At 72.9% G+C, this 21323-nt stretch carries 20 protein-coding genes; 6 read left to right on the plus strand and 14 right to left on the minus strand.

Going from position 1 to position 21323, the window contains the following annotated elements; translation table 11 throughout:
• Positions 1-207: 207 nt before the first annotated feature.
• Genes LL648_RS22140 through LL648_RS22175 form a run of 8 tightly spaced genes read right to left on the minus strand, consistent with a single transcriptional unit; the run spans position 208 to position 8729 of the window.
• On the minus strand, positions 208-1314 hold the full coding sequence (locus tag LL648_RS22140; RefSeq protein ID WP_232664560.1) for a serine hydrolase domain-containing protein: 1107 nt from the start codon (positions 1312-1314) through the stop codon (positions 208-210).
• The gene (locus LL648_RS22145) at positions 1311-2300 is read right to left on the minus strand and encodes an ABC transporter ATP-binding protein (RefSeq protein ID WP_232664561.1); all 990 of its coding nucleotides are present in this window, start codon (positions 2298-2300) and stop codon (positions 1311-1313) included. Before LL648_RS22145 ends, LL648_RS22140 begins: the two co-directional genes overlap by 4 nt.
• A complete protein-coding gene (locus LL648_RS22150; protein ID WP_232664562.1) occupies positions 2300-3268 on the minus strand; it encodes an ABC transporter ATP-binding protein in 969 nt (322 codons plus the stop codon). The genes LL648_RS22145 and LL648_RS22150 overlap by 1 nt, the downstream gene beginning before the upstream one ends.
• Positions 3265-4422 (minus strand): anhydro-N-acetylmuramic acid kinase, encoded by a 1158-nt coding sequence (locus tag LL648_RS22155; protein ID WP_232664563.1) that lies wholly within the window; start codon positions 4420-4422, stop codon positions 3265-3267. Before LL648_RS22155 ends, LL648_RS22150 begins: the two co-directional genes overlap by 4 nt.
• Positions 4419-5327 (minus strand): N-acetylmuramic acid 6-phosphate etherase, encoded by a 909-nt coding sequence (gene murQ / locus LL648_RS22160; RefSeq protein ID WP_232664565.1) that lies wholly within the window; start codon positions 5325-5327, stop codon positions 4419-4421. The genes LL648_RS22155 and murQ overlap by 4 nt, the downstream gene beginning before the upstream one ends.
• The gene (locus LL648_RS22165) at positions 5324-6202 is read right to left on the minus strand and encodes an ABC transporter permease (protein WP_232664566.1); all 879 of its coding nucleotides are present in this window, start codon (positions 6200-6202) and stop codon (positions 5324-5326) included. The genes murQ and LL648_RS22165 overlap by 4 nt, the downstream gene beginning before the upstream one ends.
• The gene (locus LL648_RS22170) at positions 6199-7173 is read right to left on the minus strand and encodes an ABC transporter permease (protein ID WP_232664568.1); all 975 of its coding nucleotides are present in this window, start codon (positions 7171-7173) and stop codon (positions 6199-6201) included. Before LL648_RS22170 ends, LL648_RS22165 begins: the two co-directional genes overlap by 4 nt.
• Complete coding sequence (locus tag LL648_RS22175; RefSeq protein ID WP_232664569.1) at positions 7170-8729, minus strand: ABC transporter substrate-binding protein; 1560 nt, start codon at positions 8727-8729, stop codon at positions 7170-7172. The genes LL648_RS22170 and LL648_RS22175 overlap by 4 nt, the downstream gene beginning before the upstream one ends.
• A 91-nt stretch (positions 8730-8820) precedes the next feature.
• Here LL648_RS22175 and LL648_RS22180 point away from each other — a divergent pair, with 91 nt between their 5' ends.
• Positions 8821-9699, plus strand: a complete 879-nt coding sequence (locus LL648_RS22180) for a MurR/RpiR family transcriptional regulator (protein WP_232664570.1) — start codon at positions 8821-8823, stop codon at positions 9697-9699.
• A 137-nt stretch (positions 9700-9836) separates the two neighbouring features.
• On the opposite strand, the gene LL648_RS22185 is transcribed toward LL648_RS22180, so the two are convergent.
• Complete coding sequence (locus tag LL648_RS22185; protein ID WP_232664571.1) at positions 9837-10580, minus strand: DUF6796 family protein; 744 nt, start codon at positions 10578-10580, stop codon at positions 9837-9839.
• 176 nt (positions 10581-10756) lie between these two features.
• Here LL648_RS22185 and LL648_RS22190 point away from each other — a divergent pair, with 176 nt between their 5' ends.
• The 4 genes from LL648_RS22190 to LL648_RS22205 all read left to right on the plus strand — a co-directional run bounded on the left by LL648_RS22190 (position 10757) and on the right by LL648_RS22205 (position 15971).
• Positions 10757-11827 (plus strand): glycosyltransferase family 2 protein, encoded by a 1071-nt coding sequence (locus LL648_RS22190; protein WP_232664572.1) that lies wholly within the window; start codon positions 10757-10759, stop codon positions 11825-11827.
• 106 nt (positions 11828-11933) lie between these two features.
• A complete protein-coding gene (locus tag LL648_RS22195) occupies positions 11934-13052 on the plus strand; it encodes a GNAT family N-acetyltransferase (RefSeq protein ID WP_232664573.1) in 1119 nt (372 codons plus the stop codon).
• Complete coding sequence (locus tag LL648_RS22200) at positions 13049-14767, plus strand: oligosaccharide flippase family protein (RefSeq protein ID WP_232664575.1); 1719 nt, start codon at positions 13049-13051, stop codon at positions 14765-14767. Before LL648_RS22195 ends, LL648_RS22200 begins: the two co-directional genes overlap by 4 nt.
• Entirely contained in the window at positions 14757-15971 is a 1215-nt protein-coding gene (locus tag LL648_RS22205; RefSeq protein WP_232664577.1) for an FAD-dependent monooxygenase, read from the plus strand. The genes LL648_RS22200 and LL648_RS22205 overlap by 11 nt, the downstream gene beginning before the upstream one ends.
• A gap of 73 nt (positions 15972-16044) precedes the next feature.
• Here the strand turns inward: LL648_RS22205 and LL648_RS22210 are convergent, their stop codons facing one another.
• The 3 genes from LL648_RS22210 to LL648_RS22220 are packed head-to-tail and all read right to left on the minus strand — an operon-like array spanning position 16045 to position 18211.
• On the minus strand, positions 16045-16362 hold the full coding sequence (locus tag LL648_RS22210) for an AzlD domain-containing protein (RefSeq protein ID WP_232664578.1): 318 nt from the start codon (positions 16360-16362) through the stop codon (positions 16045-16047).
• Positions 16359-17027, minus strand: coding sequence for an AzlC family ABC transporter permease (locus LL648_RS22215; RefSeq protein WP_232664579.1), 669 nt, complete (start codon positions 17025-17027; stop codon positions 16359-16361). The genes LL648_RS22210 and LL648_RS22215 overlap by 4 nt, the downstream gene beginning before the upstream one ends.
• Positions 16997-18211 (minus strand): MFS transporter, encoded by a 1215-nt coding sequence (locus LL648_RS22220; RefSeq protein ID WP_232664581.1) that lies wholly within the window; start codon positions 18209-18211, stop codon positions 16997-16999. Before LL648_RS22220 ends, LL648_RS22215 begins: the two co-directional genes overlap by 31 nt.
• A gap of 53 nt (positions 18212-18264) precedes the next feature.
• Between LL648_RS22220 and LL648_RS22225 the strand changes: the two genes are divergently transcribed.
• Positions 18265-18852, plus strand: a complete 588-nt coding sequence (locus tag LL648_RS22225; RefSeq protein WP_232664583.1) for a CGNR zinc finger domain-containing protein — start codon at positions 18265-18267, stop codon at positions 18850-18852.
• Between the two features lie 22 nt (positions 18853-18874).
• On the opposite strand, the gene LL648_RS22230 is transcribed toward LL648_RS22225, so the two are convergent.
• Positions 18875-20857, minus strand: coding sequence for a protein kinase domain-containing protein (locus LL648_RS22230; RefSeq protein WP_232664585.1), 1983 nt, complete (start codon positions 20855-20857; stop codon positions 18875-18877).
• A gap of 70 nt (positions 20858-20927) precedes the next feature.
• Complete coding sequence (locus tag LL648_RS22235) at positions 20928-21275, minus strand: hypothetical protein (protein WP_232664586.1); 348 nt, start codon at positions 21273-21275, stop codon at positions 20928-20930.
• Between the last annotated feature and the right edge of the window lie 48 nt (positions 21276-21323).

Consider the following 21323-nt stretch of genomic DNA (forward strand, 5'->3'; position numbering starts at 1 on the left):
TGTGGGGCCGGGAAAGCCACTTTCCCGGCACTCTGTGCGCCCCGCATCCGTCGCCCGCCCACGCGACCGGTGAGCAGGCCCGGATTCACCGGCGCGCCGCGGGCCGCGGTGCACGGAAGGGCAGGAAAGCCACTTTCCGGCCCTCACAGGGCAGGAAAGTGGCTTTCCTGCCCTCACCCCGACGCGCCCCGGACGCACGCACGGCCCTCACACCCTGTGCAGCTCCACGTGCGCGGCATGCAGCGCCGGCACCCACATCGTCTCGTTCAAGGCGACGGCGCCCTCCACGTGCAGGCGGTTGGTCGCCAGCACGACGGTGGCGCCGTGTTCGGGCAGCACGGCGACGGTCGTGCCGGTGAATCCGGGGTGCCCGTAGGCGGTGGCGGTGCAGGTGCCGACGGTCGTGCTCCACGAGCGGAAGCCCCGCGACTGGCCGGGGTCCGGACCGGCGGCCAGGTATGCCGCGAGCACGTCGGGCCGCCACGGCCGGCCGCCGGCGCAGAGGGCCTGCCCGAAACGCAGCAGGTCCTCGACCGTGGAGAACAGCCCGGCGTGCCCGGAGACGCCGCCGAAGGTGTGGAAGGCGTTGCCGTCGTTCACCTCGCCGACGATCAGGTGCTCGCGCCACCCGTCGAAGTCGGCGGGCCCGCGCGGCACCGGGTGCGGCTCGCCGGTGGCGAGCATCCGCCGCTCGATGTCGTCGCCCTGCGAGCCGGCCGCGACGCCGTCGGCGCCCGAGGTGGAGGCCGAGTCGCCGACCGGCGCGGCGAACGCCGTGTGCTCCATGCCGACGGGCCGCAGGACCAGCTCGGCGACCGCGTCGGCCAGCCGGCAGCCGGTCACCGCCTCCACCACCTGCCCGAGCAGCATGAACCCGATGTCGGAGTAGTGCCGGCCCGAGCCCGGCTCGTAGCGCAGCGGCAGCTCGCGGGCCAGCCGCCTGCCCTCGTCGGCCCGCTCGCCCTCGTCGACGCAGCGGGCGTCGCAGTAGGACGGCCACCAGTCCCACAGGCCGGCGCGGTGCAGCAGCAGGTCCTCGACCGTCGCGTCCGCGACGAAACCGGGCAGGAACCGGCCGACCCGGTCGTCGAGCCGGACGTCGTCCGCCAGCGCCATCAACGAACCGGTCGTGGCGACGACCTTGGTGATCGACGCCATGTCGAAGCTCGTGCCCGCCGTCAACGGCAGACGAGCGCCGAAGACCTGCCGATCGCCGGCGACCACGATGTCGTCGACGCCGCCGCCGCGCACCGCGAGGCATATCCCCGGCGCCGAGCCGCGCAGCCCGTCGACCGCGGTGTCCAGGGCGGTCATGCGAAGTGGCAGGCGGCCCGGCGCCCGCCTGCGTCGGCGCTGTCGATGGCGCTGTCGATGGCGCTGTCGATGGCGCTGTCGATCACGCGCAGCTCGGGCACCGTCGAGCGGCAGACGTCCTGCGCCAGCGGGCAGCGGGGGTGGAACGGGCAGCCGGAGGGCGGGTCCGCCGGGTCGGGCACCTCGCCGGCGACGGTGGCCGTCAGCGGTGCCGCAACCGTCGGGTCGGGCACCGGGACGGCGTCGCGCAGGCCGCGTGTGTAGGGGTGTCGCGGGTCGTCCAGCACCTCCCGCCAGCCGCCCTCCTCCACGACCTTCCCGAGGTACATGACCGCGACGCGGTCGCTGATCTGGCGGACCATCGCGACGTCGTGGCTGATGAACAGGTACGCCAGCGACAGCTCGGCACGCAGCCGGACCAGCAGGTTCATCACCTCGGCGCGCACCGAGACGTCCAGCGCGGAGACCGGCTCGTCGAGCAGCAGCACCTGCGGCTCCACCGCGAGCGCACGCGCGATCCCGACCCGCTGGCGCTGCCCACCCGACATCTCGTGCGGCAGCCGCTCGGCGAACGCGGCGGGCAGGCCGACCAGGTCGAGCAGCTCCGCGACCCGGCCCGGACGCTTTCCGGGCGAGCCGATCCGGTGCACGGCGAGCACCTCGGTGAGCGCGGCACCGACCCGTTGCCGCGGGTCCAGCGACGAGTACGGGTCCTGGAACACCATCTGGATGCGCCGCCGCTGCGCCCGCAGCGCCGGCCCGCGCAGCCCGGTGAGGTCGACGCCGTCGAGCACGACGCGGCCCTCGGTCGGGTCGACGAGCCGCACCAGCACCTTCGCGAGCGTCGACTTGCCGCAGCCCGATTCGCCGACGATCCCGAGCGTCTCGCCCGCGTCCAGGCGCACCGACACCCCGTCGAGCGCGTGCACCTGCGCGTCGGATCCGCGCACGGGGTAGCGCTTGACCAGGCCGGCGGCGTCGAGCATCACGCGCTCCACTCGTGCGGCGGCACCCAGCAGGCGGCTCGGCCCGCGGCCCGGTCCACGAGCGGCGGCGGCATCGCGCAGACGTCGCGCGCCTGCGGGCACCGCGGCCGGAACGCGCAGCCCTCGACGTGCTCCGACGGCAGCGGCGGCCGCCCCGGGATCTGCGCGAGCGGCGCCCGCTCGCCCGTCGGGTTCGGCAACGACGCCAGCAGCCGCTCGGTGTACGGGTGCTGCGGCGCGGCGAACAGCTGGGCCACCGGGGCGTCCTCGACGACGTGCCCGCCGTACATCACGACCACCCGCTCGACCAGCCGCGCGACCACCCCGAGGTCGTGGGTCACCCAGATCGTCGCCATGCCCATCTCCTGCTGCAGCTCGGCGACCAGCCCCAGGATCTGCTGCTGGATGGTGACGTCGAGCGCCGTCGTCGGCTCGTCCGCGATCAGCAGCGCCGGGCGCAGCGCCAGGGCCATCGCGATGACGACCCGCTGCCGCATGCCGCCGGAGAACTCGTGCGGGTAGGCCCGCACCGTCCGCGCTGGATCGGGGATGCCGACCCGCGCGAACAGCTCCAGGCATCGCGCGGTCGCCTTCCCCTCGTCGACGCCGTGCACCAGCAGCGCTTCCGTCACCTGGTCCCCGACCCGCATGAACGGGTTCAGCGACGTCATCGGGTCCTGGTAGACCATCGCGATCTCACGGCCGCGCAGCGAGCGCATCTCCGGCTCGCGCAGCGCGGCGAGGTCCTGGCCGCGGAACCGGACGTGCCCGCGGCTGATGTGCAGCGGCTCGCCGAGCAGCCGCATCAGGGCGAGCATCGTCACCGACTTGCCCGAGCCGCTCTCCCCCACCACACCGACGGTCTCGCCCGCGCGCAGCGTCAGGTCGATGCCGTGCACGATCTCGACCGGATGCTTCCGACCGGCCGCGACGGCGAGGTCGTGCACCTCCAGCACCGGCGAGTTCATGTAGCCACCGTGAGCCGCAGCGCCGTCGGTGTGGCGACCGGCGCCGGGAGCCGCAACGGCCCGGCACCGGGCGTGATCGTGCCCAGCACCCTCGCGCCGGTCGCGCCGGTGGCGCTCGGCAGGGTGGCCGGCACGCCGTGCAGCGTCTGCCAGCCGATCAGCGCGAACGCGATCGCCTCCTTGTCGGCTGCGGGCGCGCCAAGCTCGTCGGACCGCGTGATCCGCACGCCGGGCAGGCGGTCGGCCGTCATCCGCAGCAGCGTCGGGTTGGCCGCGCCGCCGCCGGAGACGACGAGGGTGGCCACACCGGCCGCGGCCACCGCGTCGGCGACCGTGCGGGCGGTGAGCGCGGTGAGCGTCGCGATCAGGTCGGCCGGTTCGACGGGCCGGCCGTGGCGGGCGAGCGCCTCGCCGAGGTAGCCGTCGTGGAACAGCTCCTTGCCGGTGCTCTTCGGCGCGGGCAGGGCGTAGTACGGCTCCGCGAGCAGCGCGGCGAGCAGGTTGTCGTCGACGTGCCCGCGCGCGGCGATCGCGCCGTCGACGTCGAACCCGGCGGGGTGGGCGCCCGTGCGCAGGACCGCGGCGTCGAGCAGCGCGTTGGCCGGGCCGATGTCCCACGCCAGCGGCCCGCCGGCCGAATCCGGCACCGTGACGTTGGCGATGCCGCCCAGGTTGAGCGCAGCCGCCCGCCCCGGCAGCCCTGCGAGCAGCAGGGTGTCGAGGTAGGAGACCAGCGGCGCGCCGTGCCCGCCCGCGGTGATGTCGCGGATCCGCACGTCGGAGACCACCGGGACGCCGAGCCGCTCCGCGATCCACGCCGGCTGCCCCAGCTGCAACGTGCCGAGCGCGTGCACGCCGCGCACCCAGTGGAACACCGTCTGGCCGTGCGAGCAGACGGCGTCGACCGGTCCCATGCCCGCGGCAGCGGCGGCGAACGCCTGCCCGATCAGCGTGTCGAGCTCGCACACCTCGGCGAGCGTCGTCGGGGCCGGCGGCAGCGCGGCCCGCAGCCGTTCCCGCAACCGCGGCTCGTACGGCGTGCTCGACGTGGCCGTGACGTCGCCGTGCAATACATCGCCCTCCAGCGTGAAGCTGACGACGGCCGCGTCGATGCCGTCGTGCGAGGTCCCGGAGATCATGCCGAGGACGTTCACGGCGCACCCTCCATCGCGGCACCCTCCAGCACTGCCCGCAGGCGCCCGCCCACGGACGCCAGCTCGGCGAGCGCCGCCTCCTCGTCGAGGCCCTTCTCGATGCGCAGGATCGCGAGCTTCACCCGCATCCCTGACGCTTCGAGAGCGGCGGCGGCCTCGCCCGCCGACGCGCCGGTCACCCGGCTCACCATCCGGATCGCGCGCTCGCGCAGCTTCGCGTTGGTGACCGTCAGGTCGACCATGAGGTTCCCGTAGGTCTTGCCCAGCTGGACCATCACGATCGTCGAGAACATGTTGAGCACGAGCTTCTGCGCGGTGCCGGCCTTCAGCCGGGTCGATCCGGCGAGCACCTCGCCGCCGACCAGCACCTCGATCGCGTGCTCGGCGGCCGCGCTGAGCACCGCGCCGCTGTTGCAGGAGAGCCCGACGGTCAGCGCGCCGCGCGTGCGCGCCTCGGCCACCGCCGCGACGACGTACGGCGTCCGGCCGCTCGCCGCGAGCCCCAGCACCGAGTCGGCCGGGCCCACCTCCTCAGCGAGGATCGCGGCCCGCCCGGCGCCCTCGTCGTCCTCGACGCCCTCCTGCGCGGTGAACATCGCCGCGTCGCCGCCCGCGATGATGCCGCGGACCAGCTCCGGCGGGGTCCCGAACGTCGGCGGGCACTCGGACGCGTCGAGCACGCCCATCCGGCCCGGCGTGCCGGCGCCGACGTACAGCAGCCGCCCGCCGGCGCGCATGCGCACGGCCACGGCCTCGATCGCCGGCACGATCTGCGGCAGCGCGGAGTGCACCGCGCGCGGCACCTCCGCGTCGGCCGCGTTCATCAGCGCCGCCAGCTCCGCGACGCTCGCCGTGTCGATCGCGGCGTACCGCGGGTCGACGCTCTCGGTCACCGGCTCGATCACGAATTGCCTCCCCCTCGTGGGTCGAGCGCGTCGCGCAGGCCGTCACCGAGGAGGTTCAGCCCCACGACGAGCGCGACGATCACGACTCCCGGCGCGGCCATCGACCACCACGCCACGTTCACCAGCACCCGCGCTTCCAGCACCATCGCCCCCAGCGACGGCGCGGGCGGCGGGGTGCCGAGCCCCAGGAAGCTCAGCGACGCCTCGGTCAGCACCGCCCACGAGAGCGAGAGCGTCACCTGCACGATCAGGATCGGCGCGATGTTCGGCAGCACGTGCCGCGCGAGCGTCCGCAGCGGCGAGAAGCCGAGCACCGTCGCCGCTTGCACGAACTCGGCCTCGCGCAGCGCCAGCACCGGGCCGCGCGCGACCCGCACGAAGATCGGCGTGTAGACGGTGGCGATCGCCGCGGCGACGGTCAGCCAGGTGCGGTCGAACGCGGAGGCCAGTGCGAGCGCCAGCAGCAGCGGCGGGAACGCGAACAGCACATTGGTCACACCCAGGACCACGCGGCTCGACCACCCGCCGAAGAAGCCGGCGACCACGCCGGCCGCGGTGCCGACGGCGGTTGCGATCGCGACCGCGACCACGGCGACCAGCAGCGAGCTCGCGGCGCCGCCCGCCGCGCGCGCGAACACGTCGCGGCCGAACTGGTCGGTGCCGAACCAGTGCTCACCCGACGGGCCGCGCAGCCGCTGCGCCGGCACCTGCGTCACGGCGTCGTGCGGCAGCACCCCGAGCAGGCTCGCGAGCGCGGCGAGCACCACCAGCCCGACCAGCGCGGCGCCGATCACGCCCGTGCGGCTGCGCAGTGTGCGGCGCAGGATCGTGTGCCGTCCGGGCGCGACCCGCCCGACGTCGACGACGGCCGTCACGTCGCACGCACCCGTGGGTCGACCACCCGGTACAGCAGGTCCGTCGCGAGGTTGACCAGCACGAACGTCACCGCGATGACGAGCACGGTGCTCTGCACGACGGCGTACTCCTTCTGCTGGATGCCGATCAGCACCTGCCGTCCGATGCCCGGCACCGAGAAGATCTGCTCGACGACGACGGCGCCGCCGAGCAGGTAGCCGAACTGGAGCCCGGTCATCGTCAGGATCGGCACGAGCGCACCGCGCAGCACGTGGCGCACCTGCAGCCGCCGCGGCGGCACGCCCTTGCCGCGCGCGGTCCGGACGAAGTCGAGCGTGCGCGTCTCCAGCAGCGCGGAGCGGGCCGTCCGCATGATCGGCGCGGCGAGCCCGAAGCCGAGCACGAGGGCGGGCATCAGCATCTGCTGCAGGTTGAGCGCCGGGTCGGCGACGAGCGGCGCGAACTGCTCGGCGTTCGGGTTGTAGCCGAGGAACCGAGCCGCGACCGCCAGCAGCGCCGAGCCGAGCAGGAACGCCGGCACCGAGAGGCCGGCGAGCGCGACGGCCTGACCTGCGGCGTCGCGCGCCGAATCGGGTCGCGACGCCGAGAGCATCGCGGCGCCCACGCCCAGCACCAGCCCCACGACCAGCGACAGCACGGCGAGCTCCAGCGTGATCGGCAGCGAGTTCGCCGTCATTTCCAGTACCGACCGGCCGCTGCGCTCGGAGGCGCCGAGGTTGCCGGTCAGCACCGAGCCGAGCCACGTCCAGAACTGGACGACGAGCGGCTGGTCGAGCCCGTAGTACGTCTCCAGCGCCGCGCGCTGCGCGGGGGTGAGCGCGGCCGCCTCAGTGCCGAGGGTGGCCGTGATCTGGTCGCCGGGGATCGCCCGCAGCATCACGAACACCAGCACGGCGACGCCGGCGAGTGTGAACAGTGCTTCCAGCAGGCGCCGGACCAGCGGATGCCCCAGCGTTCCTCTCAGGATCATGAGCCGCCGACGGCCGTAGTGCGCAGGAACTTCAGCGAGGCGTTCGGCATCGGGGTGAAGCCGGTGACCCCGGAGGTCGTTGCGGTGTAGGTGAAGCTCGTGAACAGCCAGACCCACGCGGCGTTGCGTTCCAGCTCCTGCGAGAGCCGCGCGTAGACGGCCTTGCGCGCCGCCGGGTCGGCGAGCGCCTTGCCCTCGGCGAAGAGCTGGTCCAGCTCCGGTGAGCTGTAGCCGGCGACCTTGTTGAGGTTGCCGGTGCTGGTGAAGTAGCGCCCGTACATGCCGTCCGGGTCGGGACGGCCACCGTTGAGCGCCACCGCGCTCTGGAAGTCGGCGGCGACCCACCGGTCGACGAACGCGCCGGACTCCAGCACCTCCAGGTTGAGCGTGATGCCCGCCTCGGCGAGCTGCGCCTGGATGTTGGTGGCCTCGTTGACCGAGGTGGCGTACTCGCCCTGCGACACGATCGTCGAGATCGTCAGCCCGCCGCCGTGCCCGGCGGCTTCGAGGTGGCGGCGGGCCGCGGCGACATCGCGCTGCGGGCAGGGCCGTGCGGCCGGGTCGGAGCGGTAGGCCGGCGACGTGATCGGGCCGGTCACCTCACCCTCGCCGAGCGCGGCGGTGTCGAGCACCTGCTGGCGGTCGATGGCGCACTGGATCGCGAGCCGGACGTCGAGGTTGTCGAGCGGCGCCTTGCGCGCGTTCAGCTGCAGTGCGTGGTAGGAGAGCTGCGGGGTCTTGGCGACGGTGATGCCGGAGCCCTCGGCGCTCTGCGCGACCAGCGGGTCGTCGAACGCGGCGAACTGGACGCTGCCGGCCTGCAGCGCGGACACGATGGACGTCTCGTCGGGGATGACGCGGAACTCCAGCGTCGGGAGCTTCGGCGCGCCGCCCCAGAACGTCGGGTTCGCCGCCAGCTTGATCGACTCGTTGGGGCGGCGCTCGACGAACGTGAACGCGCCGGTGCCGTTGGGCTTCGCGGTGAGCGCCTGCTCGGCGTCGTCGCTGGAGAGCATCGCGAGGTTCACCGAGGCCAGCGCGGCGAGGATGCCGGCATCCGGACCGGAGAGGCGCAGCACGACGGTGCTGGCGTCGGGCGCGTCGACACCCGTGACCGAGGCGAGGCTCGCCCTGGCGACCGCGCCGGTGGCCTCCGCCTTGATCCGCTCGAGCGACGACTTCACGTCGGCGGAGTCGAACGCGCTCCCGTCGGCGAACGTCACACCCTTGCGCAAGGTCAGCGTGACGGCCTTCCCGTCGGGGGCGACCTGCCACGACTCGGCGAGGCCCGGGACGACCTCCAGCGCGGGGTCGAGCTCGGTGAGCGTGCTGTAGAGCTGCTCCACGACGTTCACGGCCTGGAACTGGGTGGCCTTCCAGGGGAACAGGGTGTCGGGGTCGGAGGTCGCGCCGACCACGAGACCGCCGCCCGCGGACCCGCCGGGCGCACCACCGCCGGACCCCGCCCCCGAGCACGCCGTGACGAGCACCGCCGCCGCCACGGCGAGTGTGCCCAGTGTCGTGCCCGGTCGCCGCCACATACCGCCCCGTCGCATGCCGGACACCGCATCACAGCGCTCATCAGAGGTCAAGAGTTACCGGGCAGGCCGTGATCAGATGTAACTAATTATCGCTAGGCTCTCCGCCATGAGCTCCGGGACCGCACACGGCGCGCTCGTCCGCATCCGCGCCGCACTCCCGTCGATGCGTCCGGCGCAGCGGCGGGTCGCGGAGGCAGTGCTCAGCGACCCGGAAGGCGTCGCGCAGCTCTCCATCAGCAGGCTCGCCGAGCACTGCGAGACGTCGGTCGCCACCGTCATGCGGTTCTGCCGCTCCGCCGGCTTCGACGGATACCCCGAGCTGCGGTTCGCGCTCGCCAGCGAGACCGGCCGCGCGGCCGGCGCCGCCGACGGCGTACCCGTCTCCCCCGACATCGACCGCGACGCCTCGCTCGCCGACATCGTCGCCACGATCGCCTCCAACGACGCCGCCGCGATCAAGGACACCGCCGCGACGCTCGACCTGGTCGCCCTCGCCGCCGCCGTCGACGCCGTCGCGACCGCCCGCCGCATCGACGTCTACGGCATCGGCGCCAGCGGGTTCGTCGGCCAGGATCTCCAGCAGAAGCTGAACCGCATCGGTCTGCTCGCCTTCGCGTGGCCCGACCCGCACGCCGCCATCACCTCGGCAGCGCTGCTGGAGCCCGACTGCGTCGCGATCGCGATCTCGCACACCGGCACCACCACCGACACCGTCGACGCCCTGCGCGCCGCCGGCCGCTCCGGCGCCCGCACCGTCGCGATCACCAACTTCGAGCCGTCGCCGCTCACCCGCCACGCCGACCTCGTCCTCACGACGGCGGCCCGCGAGACCACCTTCCGCTCGGGCGCCATGGCCAGCCGCATCGCCCAGCTCGCCGTGATCGACTGCCTCTTCGTCGGCGTCGCCCAACGCTCCTACGACCGCACCATGTCGGCCCTCAGCCGCACCTACCAGGCCGTCCAGTCGCGCCGCGAGCCGTCCTGACGCGACGGGCCGACAAGGGCCGCACGGCAGGGAGTGCCAGGAAAGTGGCTTTCCTGGCACTACAGGACAGGAAAGCCACTTTCCTGGCACCCCCGCACCGCCTGGGCACCCTTACTACGGAGGCGGAGGGGCCGCCCTCACACCTCGCGCCGCGCGGCCCGCCGGCCCGACCACAGCAGCGCGGTGCTCGCCGCGAAGCTGACGAGGTGCCCGATGCTGATGCCGGAGCCCTGGAAGCGGTGGCCGGCGGCGCCGGGGAGCACGTGCGACGCGGTCAGCGCCACCGCGGCGCCGATGGGGACTGCCGGGGCGACGAGCGGGGCGGCCCAGCGCGGGTAGGCGGTCTCGCCGGTCCGCACGGCCGCGACGATCATCGTCGACGCCGCGAGCGTCGTGGCGGCGAACGGAACGTAGGACAGCCCGGTGATCCGCGCGGCCGTTCGGGCCTGCGCGATCAGCCGGGCCCGGACGGCGGGATCGCTCGGGGCGGAGTCCTCCAGCGCCTTCCAAGCCTCGCCGGCGTAGGCGTAGGAGCCGTGGATGAACGACGCCCACGTCCAGCCGGCGGCCATCACGAGCGCCGGCGGGAGCGCACGGCGCCGTCCCGCCGGCTCCAGCCCGGTGTAGAGGTGCCACACGGCGGCCAGGTAGAGCGGCGTCGGCAGCACACCGGCCATCGCGCCGGCGACGAGCCGGTTCGTCGACGACGGCACCATCCACAGCGCCTCACGCCCCGCACCGGGCACGTCCTTGAGCTCGGGATGCTCGTCCGGTTCCGCCTTCGCGCCGAAGAGCAGGACGTCGCCGGCGATGTAGGACAGGGAGGCCGCGACTCCGGCGAGCCCCGCCCATCGGACCAGGCGGTTGCGACGAACGCTCATTCCGGCAGCGTAAATGACCTTCGAAAGACCGCGGGACGCACCCCGAAAGTGAAAGTGATCCGCGTCACACAAGCGCAACGATCCGTCGAACGGGAGCGTCAAGGTTAGCGGAAGGTTAGAACGCACGACCGGGCTTCATGCCGGTTGTGATGTGCACGTGAAAGTGGAGGTACCCGGTGCCGCTCCCCTCGGTCGACGTGGCGATTCCCTGCTACCGCTATGGGGAGATGTTGCCGACAGCGGTGCAGTCCGTTTTGTCGCAGGACGGCGTCGATGTCCGCGTGCTGATCATCGATGACGCATCGGGCGACGGGAGCGCGGATGTCGCGCGCGAGCTGGCGGCGTCCGACCCGCGGATCGAGGTCACCGAGCACGAGACCAACCGCGGGCACATCGCCACCTTCACCGAGGGCGTGATCGATTGGGCGAAGGCCGACTACACGCTCCTGATGTCGGCCGACGACGCGCTCACGCCAGGCGCGCTGCGCAGGGCGACCGCGGTGATGGAGGCCGACCCGCGCGTCGCGCTGGTCTACGGTGCCGCGATCGACTGGTTCGGGGAGATGCCCCTCCCCGAGGCGCGCACCGGAGCGGGCGGGACGGTCGTGCACAGCGGGCACGACTGGATCAAGGCGCTGTTCGCCAGGGGAGCGAACCCCGTCTCGTCGCCGGCGGCGGTCACCCGGACGTCCGTGCAGAAGGTCGTAGGGGGCTACGACCCGCAATTGCTGCACACGAGCGACCTCGACATGTGGATGCGCGTGGCGCTGCACGGTGACGTGGGGTTCGTCGCCGGCGCCGACCAGGCGTACTGCCGTGGGCACGCGGCGAACATGTCGGTCGCGTACGAGGACAGCGACGGTGGCGTCCGCGACCTGCGGATGCGGCTCGGAGCATTTCTCGCCCTGCTGGAGAAATCGGCACTGCTGGAGTCGGGCAACAGGCTGCCCGACGTGGCGCAGCTGGAGCGGACGGTGCGCCGGCAGCTCGCCACCGACGCGCTGCTGCGGGTCGCCCGCTCCTACGACAAAGGCACCTACAGCGACGCGGTCGCCGTGCAGCTCGTCGCGTTCGCGGCGGAGACCGTCGGTGATCTCGGCACGCTCCCGCAGTGGTGGGCACTGCGGGTCCGGCGGGCGATCGGGCCGAACGTCATGCCCAAGCTCCGCTATTTCGTGCTCCCCGCCGTCACCCGCCGGATCCGGCAGGTCGGCAGGGATCGTCAATTGGTTCAACGGGGGGTATAGGAAAGTGTTCGTCCGAGGGGGACTCGTCGACGAATGGGATGAACTGGCCGAACGTGTATCGGCCGACCCGTTCTGTCGACCGGGATGGTTTTCGGCATGGTGGTCGGTGTTCGGGAGCGGCCGGCCGACGATCCTGCAGGTGCGTCGGGACGGCCGTCTTGCCGGCGTGCTGCCGATCGCGCGGCGCAACGGCCGCTCGTCGAGCATCGACAACTGGCACTCGTTCCTCTACGGACCGCTCGCCGAGGACGCCGACGCCGCAGCCGAGCTGATCGAGCAGGCGATGCGGGCGGGCCGGATGACGGTCGAGCTGGGGCATCTCCGCTCCGCCGACGCCGACGTCGCGATGGGCATCGCCGAGAAGGGCGGCTTCACGGTGAAGCGCTCGGTCATGCAGCGCTCCCCGTACGTCGCGATCTCCGGCACGTTCGAGGACCACATGGCCGGGCGCGCCTCGCGGTTCACCGCGCGGCTGCGCCAGCTGCGCCGCAAGCTCGACAAGGCCGGCGACGTCAGCTTCGAGGTGCACGACGGCAGCGCCATCAGCACGGCGACCGGCAGCGAGTCGCTCGACACGCTGCTCGCCGAGACGTTCCGCGTGGAAGGGCTCGGCTGGAAGTCGCAGAACGGCACGGCGATCCTGTCCGACCCGCGCACCGCCCGCTTCTACACCGAAGTCGCCCGCTGGGCGGCGCGCGAGGGCCTGCTGAGCATCGCGCTGCTCCGGCTGTCCGGCCGGGTGATCGCGGCCGAGTACGCGCTGGTCGACGGCCGCTCGCACTACGGGCTCAAGGTCGGGTTCGACCCGGAGTTCCGCACGTTCGGCCCCGGTTTCATCCTCGCCAACGAGCTGATCGCCCGCTCGTTCGACCGCGGCCTCGAAACGTTCGAGTTCACCGGCTCCGCGACGGAGGAGAAGATGCGCTGGACCGACGAGGTCCGCGAGATCGCCCACGTCAGGGCCTTTCCCGCCACGGTGGCCGGCAACGTCGCCCGGCTCGGCAGGGCGGGTGTCGCCGCGACCCGCAGGGCCCGCACGATGACCGGCCGCCTCGGCAACGCCCCGGCCGTCGCGGCGCTGCGCAGCAAGGTCGGGGCCAGGATCGGTCATGCGGGGATCGGCGGTGCGGGCACCACCCCCGCCGTCGTGCCCGCACCCACCCCTCCGCCCGAGCGGATCGACGTTCCCCAGCAGCGGGAGAAGGAGAAGGTCGCGAAGCGGTGACCCGGATCGGGCTCACCGCAAGGGTCCGCGCGTCGTCGCAGCGCGCCGTAGAACCGCCGGTGCTCGACGGGCTCTCCGCGACGCTGCGGCGCGGCGCGGCGTACTCCGTGATCGCGATGGTCGCCGTGCAGGTCATCTCGTTGGCGCAGACCCTCGCGCTCGCGAACCTGCTCACCAAGGACGAGCTGGGGCTCTACATCGCCGGCACCGTGCTGACCGGCTTCCTGGTCAGCGTCTCGGAGGGCGGGCTGCGCGGCGCGCTCGTCCAGCGCGAGACCGACGTGGCACGCGCGGCCGACACCGTGTTCTGGGTGTCGGGCGGCACGGGGTTGCTGCTCGCGCTCGGCGCGCTCGCCGTCGCGCCCGTCGTCGCGTGGTGGAACAGCAGCGCCGCGGCGGGGCACATCGCCGCCGCAGCCGCGGGCACGTTGCTCATCCACAGCCTCACCAACGTCCCCGACGGCCTGCTGCAACGGCAGCTCGACTTCCGCAGGCGGCTCGTCGTCGACCCGGCGAAGACCGTCGTCTACGCCGGCACGACGGTGGGCCTCGCAGCCGCGGGGTTCGGCGTCTGGTCGCAGGTGATCGGCAACTACGCCGCGATGCTCACCTGGCTCCTGCTCACGTGGGGCATGGCCGGCTGGGTGCCGGGCTTCGCGAGACCGTCCTACCGGCTGTGGCGCGAGATGGCCCGCTACGCGTTCCCGCTCATGCTCGAGGGTGTGGTGTTCCGCATCCAGGGCGCGGTCGAGACGCTGATCGTCGGGAAGGCGTTCTCGCTCGACGCGCTGACGCAGAAGCAGTACGCGCAGCGGCTGGCACTGCTGCCGGGCAACGCGCTCGTCCAGGTCGGCTCCTACGTGCTCTTCCCCGCCATGGCTCGGTTGGCGGCGGAACCCGTGCGGCTCGCCAACGCGTTCCGGCGCGCGCTGCAGTGGTCCTGGATCGGGGCGGTCGCCGTGGCCGGGCTGACCATCGCGGTCGGGGCGCCGACCGTCGTGCTGCTGTTCGGCGCCGGGTACCACGACGCGGGGCTCGCGTTCGTCGCCATGGCGGGCTTCGGGCTGGGTGTTGCGCTGCAGGCGGCCGGCAGCGAGGTCATCAAGGCGACCGGGCACACGCGCCTGCTCAACTGGACGACGGCCGCAAGCATCACGTTCGGCATCGGGCTGCTCGTCCTGCTGCTCCCGCTCGGTCTCGTCGGCGTCGGGCTGGCCGTCTCGGCGACCGAGCTGCTCGTCGGCGTGATCGTGCTGGTGCTGACCACGCGGGTGCTGGCCCTCCCCGCGGCGCAGCTGTTCCGCGTGCTCGCCCCGCCGCTGCTGGCCGGAGCGGCCGCGACCGCCGTCGTGATGCAGGCCGGCAGTGCAACCACGGCCATCGACCTGCACACCAGCGCCTGGATGCTGGTGACGATCGCCGCGGACACGTCGCTGTTCGTCCTGCTCTTCGCCGCCGGGATGGTGCTGCTGGCGCCGTCGCTGGTGCGGCGGGCCATCAGCTCCGTGATCCGCCACATCTACCGCCGCATCGCACCCGCCGATGGCATCGAACGCCGCGACCGAGAGCTCGACCGGCCGACCGTCCTCATCCCCGTCGCCGGCTCCGACGACGGGCTGGCGCTGCGCGCGTACGGGAACGAGGAGTGGGTCTCGCCGGTGGCCCGGACGCTCCCCCTGCACACGATCGAGGAGACTCACCGCCATGACCGTTGACCACCAGCCCGCCGCACGGATCGCGTGCGTCGGGGGCGGGCCGGGAGGGCTCCTGCTCGCGATCCTCGCCATCCAGCTGCCGGACGTCGAGTCCGTCACCGTGTACGAGCGATCGCCGGAGGGCGTCACGTACGGCTGGGGTGTGGTGTTCTGGGACGACCTGCTCGACCAGCTGCGTGAGCACGACGCGCCCACCGCCGAGCTGATGAAGGCGGCCGCGTTCACCTGGCACCACCAGGTCATCGACGTGGAGGGTGGCGACCCGGTCGACCTCGGGGGCCACGGCTACGCGATGGGTCGGCGCGCCATGCGCGGCCTGCTCACCGAGCGGGCCCGCGCACTGGGCGTCGAGATGCGGTTCGACCAGGCGGTCGGCGACGTCGCCGAGCTCGACGGGTACGACCTCGTCGTCGCGGCCGACGGGGTGAGCAGCGGCATCCGACAGGCCGAGCCCGCGTTCGGCACCAGCATCGAGCGCGGCCGCAACAAGTACATCTGGCTGGGCACCAGCAAGGTCTTCCCGTCGTTCACGTTCCCGTTCGCCCGCACGGGCGCCGGCTGGCTGTGGGCGCATGCCTACGGCTACAGCGACGACGCGAGCACGTTCGTCGTCGAGACCACGCCGGAGACCTGGGCTGCGCTCGGCTTCGACACGCTCGGGCCGGACGAGACCGCGCGCGAGCTGGAGCGCATCTTCGCCGCCCAGCTCGACGGCCACGAGCTGCGCATGCCGACCGGCGTCCGCGAGGGCACGCCGTGGCTGGAGTTCCAGACCGTGCGCAACGTCCATTGGCAGCACGGGAACGTCGCGCTGCTCGGCGACGCCGCGCACACCACGCACTTCACCATCGGCTCCGGCACCCGCCTCGCCCTGCAGGACGCGATGGCGCTCGCCGCCGAGCTGGGCACGCACCGGGCCGCCGCGCCCGCGCTGGCCGCGTACGAGCACAGGCGTACCGCCGAGCTCGCGCCCGTCGCCGCGGAGGCGGCGGCGAGCGCGCTCTGGTTCGAGGACATCAACCGCTACATCAACCGCGAGCCGCGGGCGTTCGCCCAGCTGCTGATCAACCGCAGGCGGCTGCTCGCCCGCCGTGCCCCGGCCGCCTACATCGGGCTGCGCAAGCTCCGCAAGGCCGCGGCGGCCGCACCCATCCCGGCCCCGGCCCGGGCCGCGATCCGGAAGGTGAAGGCGCTGGCGCGCTGAACCCGCCCACCGTTTTGCCAACCTGCAGACCTCCGAGGGCGTGCAGGTTGGCAAAACGGTGGGCAACTTCGGGTCAGGTGAGCAGGCGCAGCAGGGCGGTCACCGCGGCGGCGACGAGCATCGCGGTGAGGATCGAGCGGCGCGCCGCGAGCAGCACGATCCCGGCGGCGACGCCGGCGAGCGCGGTCAGGGTGTGCTGCATCGGGACGTCGTCCCCCGCCGGCCAGAGCAGCAGCACCACCATCGCGGCGATCAGCGCCGGACCGGTGTCGAGCAGCGCCGTCCGTACCCGGCTCGGCAGCTCGCGCCCGCCGATCACGAGCGGCGCCACCACCCGGAACCCGATCGACACGACCGCGAGCAGCACGATGGTCAGCCAGACGTCCGTCACGACCGCTCCCCCATCACAGCGCCGGCCAGCACGCCGCAGAACGCCGCGAGCAGGATCGGGATGCCGGGCGTCAGCACCGGGGTGAGTGCCACCGCGACCAGCACGCCGACCACGGCCAGCACCCAGGCCCGTCGATCAGTGAGGTGCTCGCGCAGCAGGCCGATGAAGAACACCGGGTAGGCCGCGTCGATCCCGAAGGCCGCGGGGTCGCCGACGGTCGAGCCGAGCAGCGCCCCTGCGGCAGTGCCGAGCGTCCACCCGGAGAGGCTCATCAACCCGCACAACGTCAACAGCCGGACGTCGAACCGCCCGTCGCCGCGGTGCGCGACCGCCCACGCCGCGTCGGTGATCAGCAGCGACCGCCCGATCCGGGAGCGGAGCGACCCGCCGAGCGCCGGCGCGACCGTCGTACCCATCAGCAGGTAGCGCGCGTTGAGCGCGGCCGCCGTGCCCACCGCGGCGCCCAGCGAGCCGTGCTGGCTCATCACCGCCAGCGCACCGTATTGCGCGCTGCCGGAGTAGACGAGCAGCGACATCACGATCGGCGCCACGACGCCCATCCCCAGCGAGACGGCCAGCGCCCCGAACGCGAGTCCGTCGACGACGTCGGCCGCCGCCACCGGCAGGACGACCTTCAGCCGGTCGGTGCGTTGCTGTTCGGGCATGCCGTCACCTCCATCCCGGTGGCGCGCCCCGCGAACGCGAAGGCGAGGGCGGTCCCCGCCGCGAGCGCGGCGGCGAACCCGTAGCCAAGCTCGAACCCCGCGACGTCGGCTGCCGGTCCGCCGCCGAACGCCGCGGCGTACCCGGCGGCGAGCGGTGCGACGGCCGCGACGCCGAGCGCGGTCCCCAGCTGCGTGCTCGTCGAGAGCAGGCCGGCAGCGAGGCCCGCCCGATCACCGGCGTGCGCGGTGCCGCGCGCTGTCGACGCGACCGTTGCCAGCCCCGACCCAAACCCGAGCAGGACGAACCCGGCCAGCATCGTCGGAAGGGCCGGCGCGTCGGGGGCGATCGCGATGAGCGCGACCGCTCCGGCCGCGACGGAGAGCAGGCCGACCGGCATCGCCCGAGCACTGCCGATGGCGGCGACGACGGCCGGCCCGAGGATCGAGCCCGCGATCACCGCGAGGTTGAACGGGGGAAAGAGCAGTCCCGCCTCGACGGGCGGAAGACCCAGCACGTTCTGCGCGTGCAGCACGCTCAGGAACATCGCCGCGGTGACGCTCGCGCCGAGCACCGCCGCGACGACGTTCGCCGGGGCCACCCCCGGCCGGCGCAGCAGCGCGAGATCGATCAGCGGACCGGGTCTGAGCCGGTCCGGTCCCCGGCCGCGGAGCCGCCGTCGGCCCAACAGCACCACGGCGACGCAGACCGGCACGTTCACCAGGAACACCCATCGCCAGCCCACCGCACCGGTGATCACACCACCGAGCACCCAACCGCTCGCGCCACCGCCCGCCGCCGCGGCGGTCCACCAGCCCAGCGCGCGTGGCCGGTCGAGCGCCACGACGAGCGCGAGCCCGGCCGGCACGGCCATCGCAGCTGCGCCACCTTGGCCCACACGCGCCGCGAGCAGTACCGCGGCCGAGGGTGCGAGCCCGCACACCAGCGAGGCCAGCGCGAACAGGCCGGTGCCCACGAGGAAGATCCGGCGCGCGCCGAACCGGTCCGCCATGCGTCCGCCGGCGAGCAGCCCGAGGCCGAGCGCGAGCGTGTAGGCGTTCGCGACCCAGCCCAGCCCGGTCGTCGAGAGCCCGAGATCGGCCCCGATCACCGGGAGCGCGATGGCCACGACCGTGACGTCGAGCACGACGACGACCTGGGCGAGGCAGAGGAGAGCGATGACCATGCCCATGGCTAGCCTCGCAGTGTTACCTTTAAACCTCCAGAAAGGGGAAACAGTTGGCCACCGACCCGGTCCCCACGGCGAGCAGCATGCGGCTCGACGGCGGCCACCCGGCGCTGGACCTGGTCAACACCGTGCACGCCGAGGTCGACGGCACGGTCGTGCACGACGTCCTGCGCACGCCGCAGGACGTCGTCGTGCTCGCGCACCGGCTCGGACTGGTCGCGGCGGACCACCCGACCGGCGAGGCGGCGCTGGCCGATGCACGATCCCTGCGCGACGCACTCACCGACGTCCTGACCGATATCGCCCCCGACGCGGTGGCCGTGGTGCAGCAACATCACCGGGCCGCGATGAACGCGGCCCGGCTGGTCCGGAGCGGCGACGTGTTCGAGCACCGGTGGGCCGCGGACGAGCACACACCGGTGCACCGGTGGGCCGTCGCCGCCGTCGACCTCCTGACCGGCCCCGACCTCACCCGTGTGCACCGCTGCGACGGCTGCAACTGGCTGTTCGTCGACCGCTCACGCGGCACCGGGCGGCGCTGGTGCTCCATGGTCGACTGCGGCACCACGGCGAAGAAGCGCCGCTACGTCCAGCGGCGGCGGGAACGCAGGGGCGGACGCGGCAACCCTGACGTTTGATCGAGCCTCGTGCCACCGGTGGTCAGGACGCTGTGATCGCCAGTACGGAGCTGCCGTGGTTCACGTAGCCGACGTTGTCGTAGGCAGCAACTCCGCCGAAGGAACCGCTCCCCACCGACCAGAGCTGCTTTCCCGTTGCAAAATCGAGGACCCGCATCTCGGTGCGCGCTGGAAGGCAGATGATCCCGTCCCCGAAGACCAGCTGCGCGGATCCGGTCGGCTCGTCCTCGAAGGTCGCGTCGACATCGACCGACCAGCGCTCCGCGCCGGTCGTGTCATCGAGGACCAGCAGCCTGGAGTCCTCGGTTCGGACGACCACCCCGGAGACACCGGCCCGCAACGCCCGAACCGTATCCGACCGTTCCCAGAGAATCCGACCGGTCGCCGGATCGAGTGCACGAAGGGCACCAGCAACGGCGCAGTACATCGGCCCAGGTCCAGCGCTCAGCGCCGCACACGAGCTGTAGCCCCCCACGTCCCGGCTCCATCTGACCCGACCGGTACTGGCGTCCAGCGCCTCAACCCTCGATGAGTCGGCGCGACTCACCACACAGGAGCTTTCGTGGGCGTGCACGCCATGGCTCACCAACTCGAACGGCACCTCTGTGCGCCACACCTCGGCACCGTAGGACTCATCCAGCCCTACGAGAGCATCCGGCGTCGACACGACCACGACGGCCCCGGCGGCAACGACGTTGCTCGTGACGGCGGATTCCAGTGGCCGAGACCAAGCCCGCTCCCCGGTTCGGATGTCGAAAGCGGCCAGCTCTTGGCCGCCGACTGCAATCACCCTGGTACCGAGAACAAATATGCTCGGTGCATAGCCATTGGCACGCGGTACGGCGGGCACAGTCCAACGCACCCCTCCCGATCTGCGGTTCAGCGCGGAGACCTTGGAGGAGCCATAGGTGTACAGCGAGAAGTCATCCACCGCGAACGGCCCGTTGTCGACGTCGGTCTGCCAGATCACGCGCGCCGACCTGAGCGGGAGCGAGGGTCGGAACGCCGCGAAGATCCCGCCGGTGATCCCTCCGGCGGCCACCAAACCGCCGCCGACGATCAACGCCCGTCGCCCGATCCGTCGACGAGGCGGGTCGACCGAGGCTCCGGAGGCGCTCGGAAGCTCGACGGTGTGCGGAACGGACGACCCCACCGCCGTCGCGACGACCGTCTTTCGGACGGGCTCGAACTCCCGCGCCAGGTCGGCAGCGCTCGGCCGGTCCTCGGCGCGCTTCGCAAGGCACGCGCTGAGGCTCAGCCGCAGGATCTCCGGAACGTCGCCGAGGTCGGGCTCGTCGCGGCTGATCCGCAGCATCAGCACCACGGGCGTCGCTTCGCCGAAGGGATGCCGCCCTCCAGCCGCATACGCGAGCAGCACGCCGAGCGAGAAGATGTCGGACGCCGGGCCGGCCTCGTGGCCGTCGACCTGCTCCGGCGACATGTATCCCGGCGTCCCGATCACCGCGCCTGTTCCGGTCATCCGCGTTGCGTCGACTGCTCGCGAGATCCCGAAGTCGATCAATCGAGGGCCGTCGTCCGCCATCAGCACGTTGGACGGCTTCACGTCGCGATGTACCAGACCACCTGCGTGGATGCCTGCCAGCGCGGACGCCAGCCCGTGGCCCAACCGCCGCACCGCGGCAGGTTCGAGTCTGTTGTACCGGTCGAGCACGTCGGTCAGCGACGGCCCCGGCACGAACTCGGTCGCCAACCACGGCGCCGCTGCCTCGGCATCAGCATCCAGCACCGCGGCCACCCACGGACCGCGCACCAGCCTGCTGACCTCGACCTCTCGCCGAAAGCGCTGCCGGAACTGGGGATCGTGCGCCAGCCCGGGATGCACGACCTTGACCGCTGCCTGCCTGCCCTGCGGGTCCTCCCCGAGGAAGACCTGACCCATCCCACCCGCGCCGAGCCGCCCGACGATCCGATATGCACCGATCTGTCGCGGATCGTGATCGACGAGCGGATCCAACTCCGCGTCCCCCACGCGCGTCTCCCCCACTCGCGAAGACTACGTAGGACGTGCGAGCCCGGTCGCGACCGGGCATGGCCCTCGGCGGGGGCCGCTGCCGTCAGCCGCCCTGGTCCCCCGGCTCGAGCCGGCCCTCGGTGTCCTCTTCCGTCGTCCGGCCCACAGGGCGGTCGGCGCCCTTCGTGTCGACGTCGTCGCGGTCGGGGGCCTGGTCCTCCGCGCGGCCGCCGCGGCTCTCCCCGACCCCGAGGGCGGGCTCGGGTTCGGTGTCGGTGGCCGAGACGCCGCCGCGCTCCTCGTCGGAGACCTCCGGGGCCGCTCCCGGCTCCGGGGCGTTGGGCGCGTCGAACGCCTTGGGCGCCGTGTTCTCACCCGGGGCGCCGCGTTCCTCGTCGTAGGGCGGCACCGGGACCTGCGGGCTGTCGGCGTGCTGGTCGTCGCTGACCATGGCCGTACCTCTCTTTTCGATGGATACGCCACGAATACCCGCCGCACC

The sequence above is a fragment of the Pseudonocardia sp. TRM90224 genome, from assembly GCF_021245725.1.
Taxonomy (GTDB): Bacteria; Actinomycetota; Actinomycetes; order Mycobacteriales; family Pseudonocardiaceae; genus Pseudonocardia.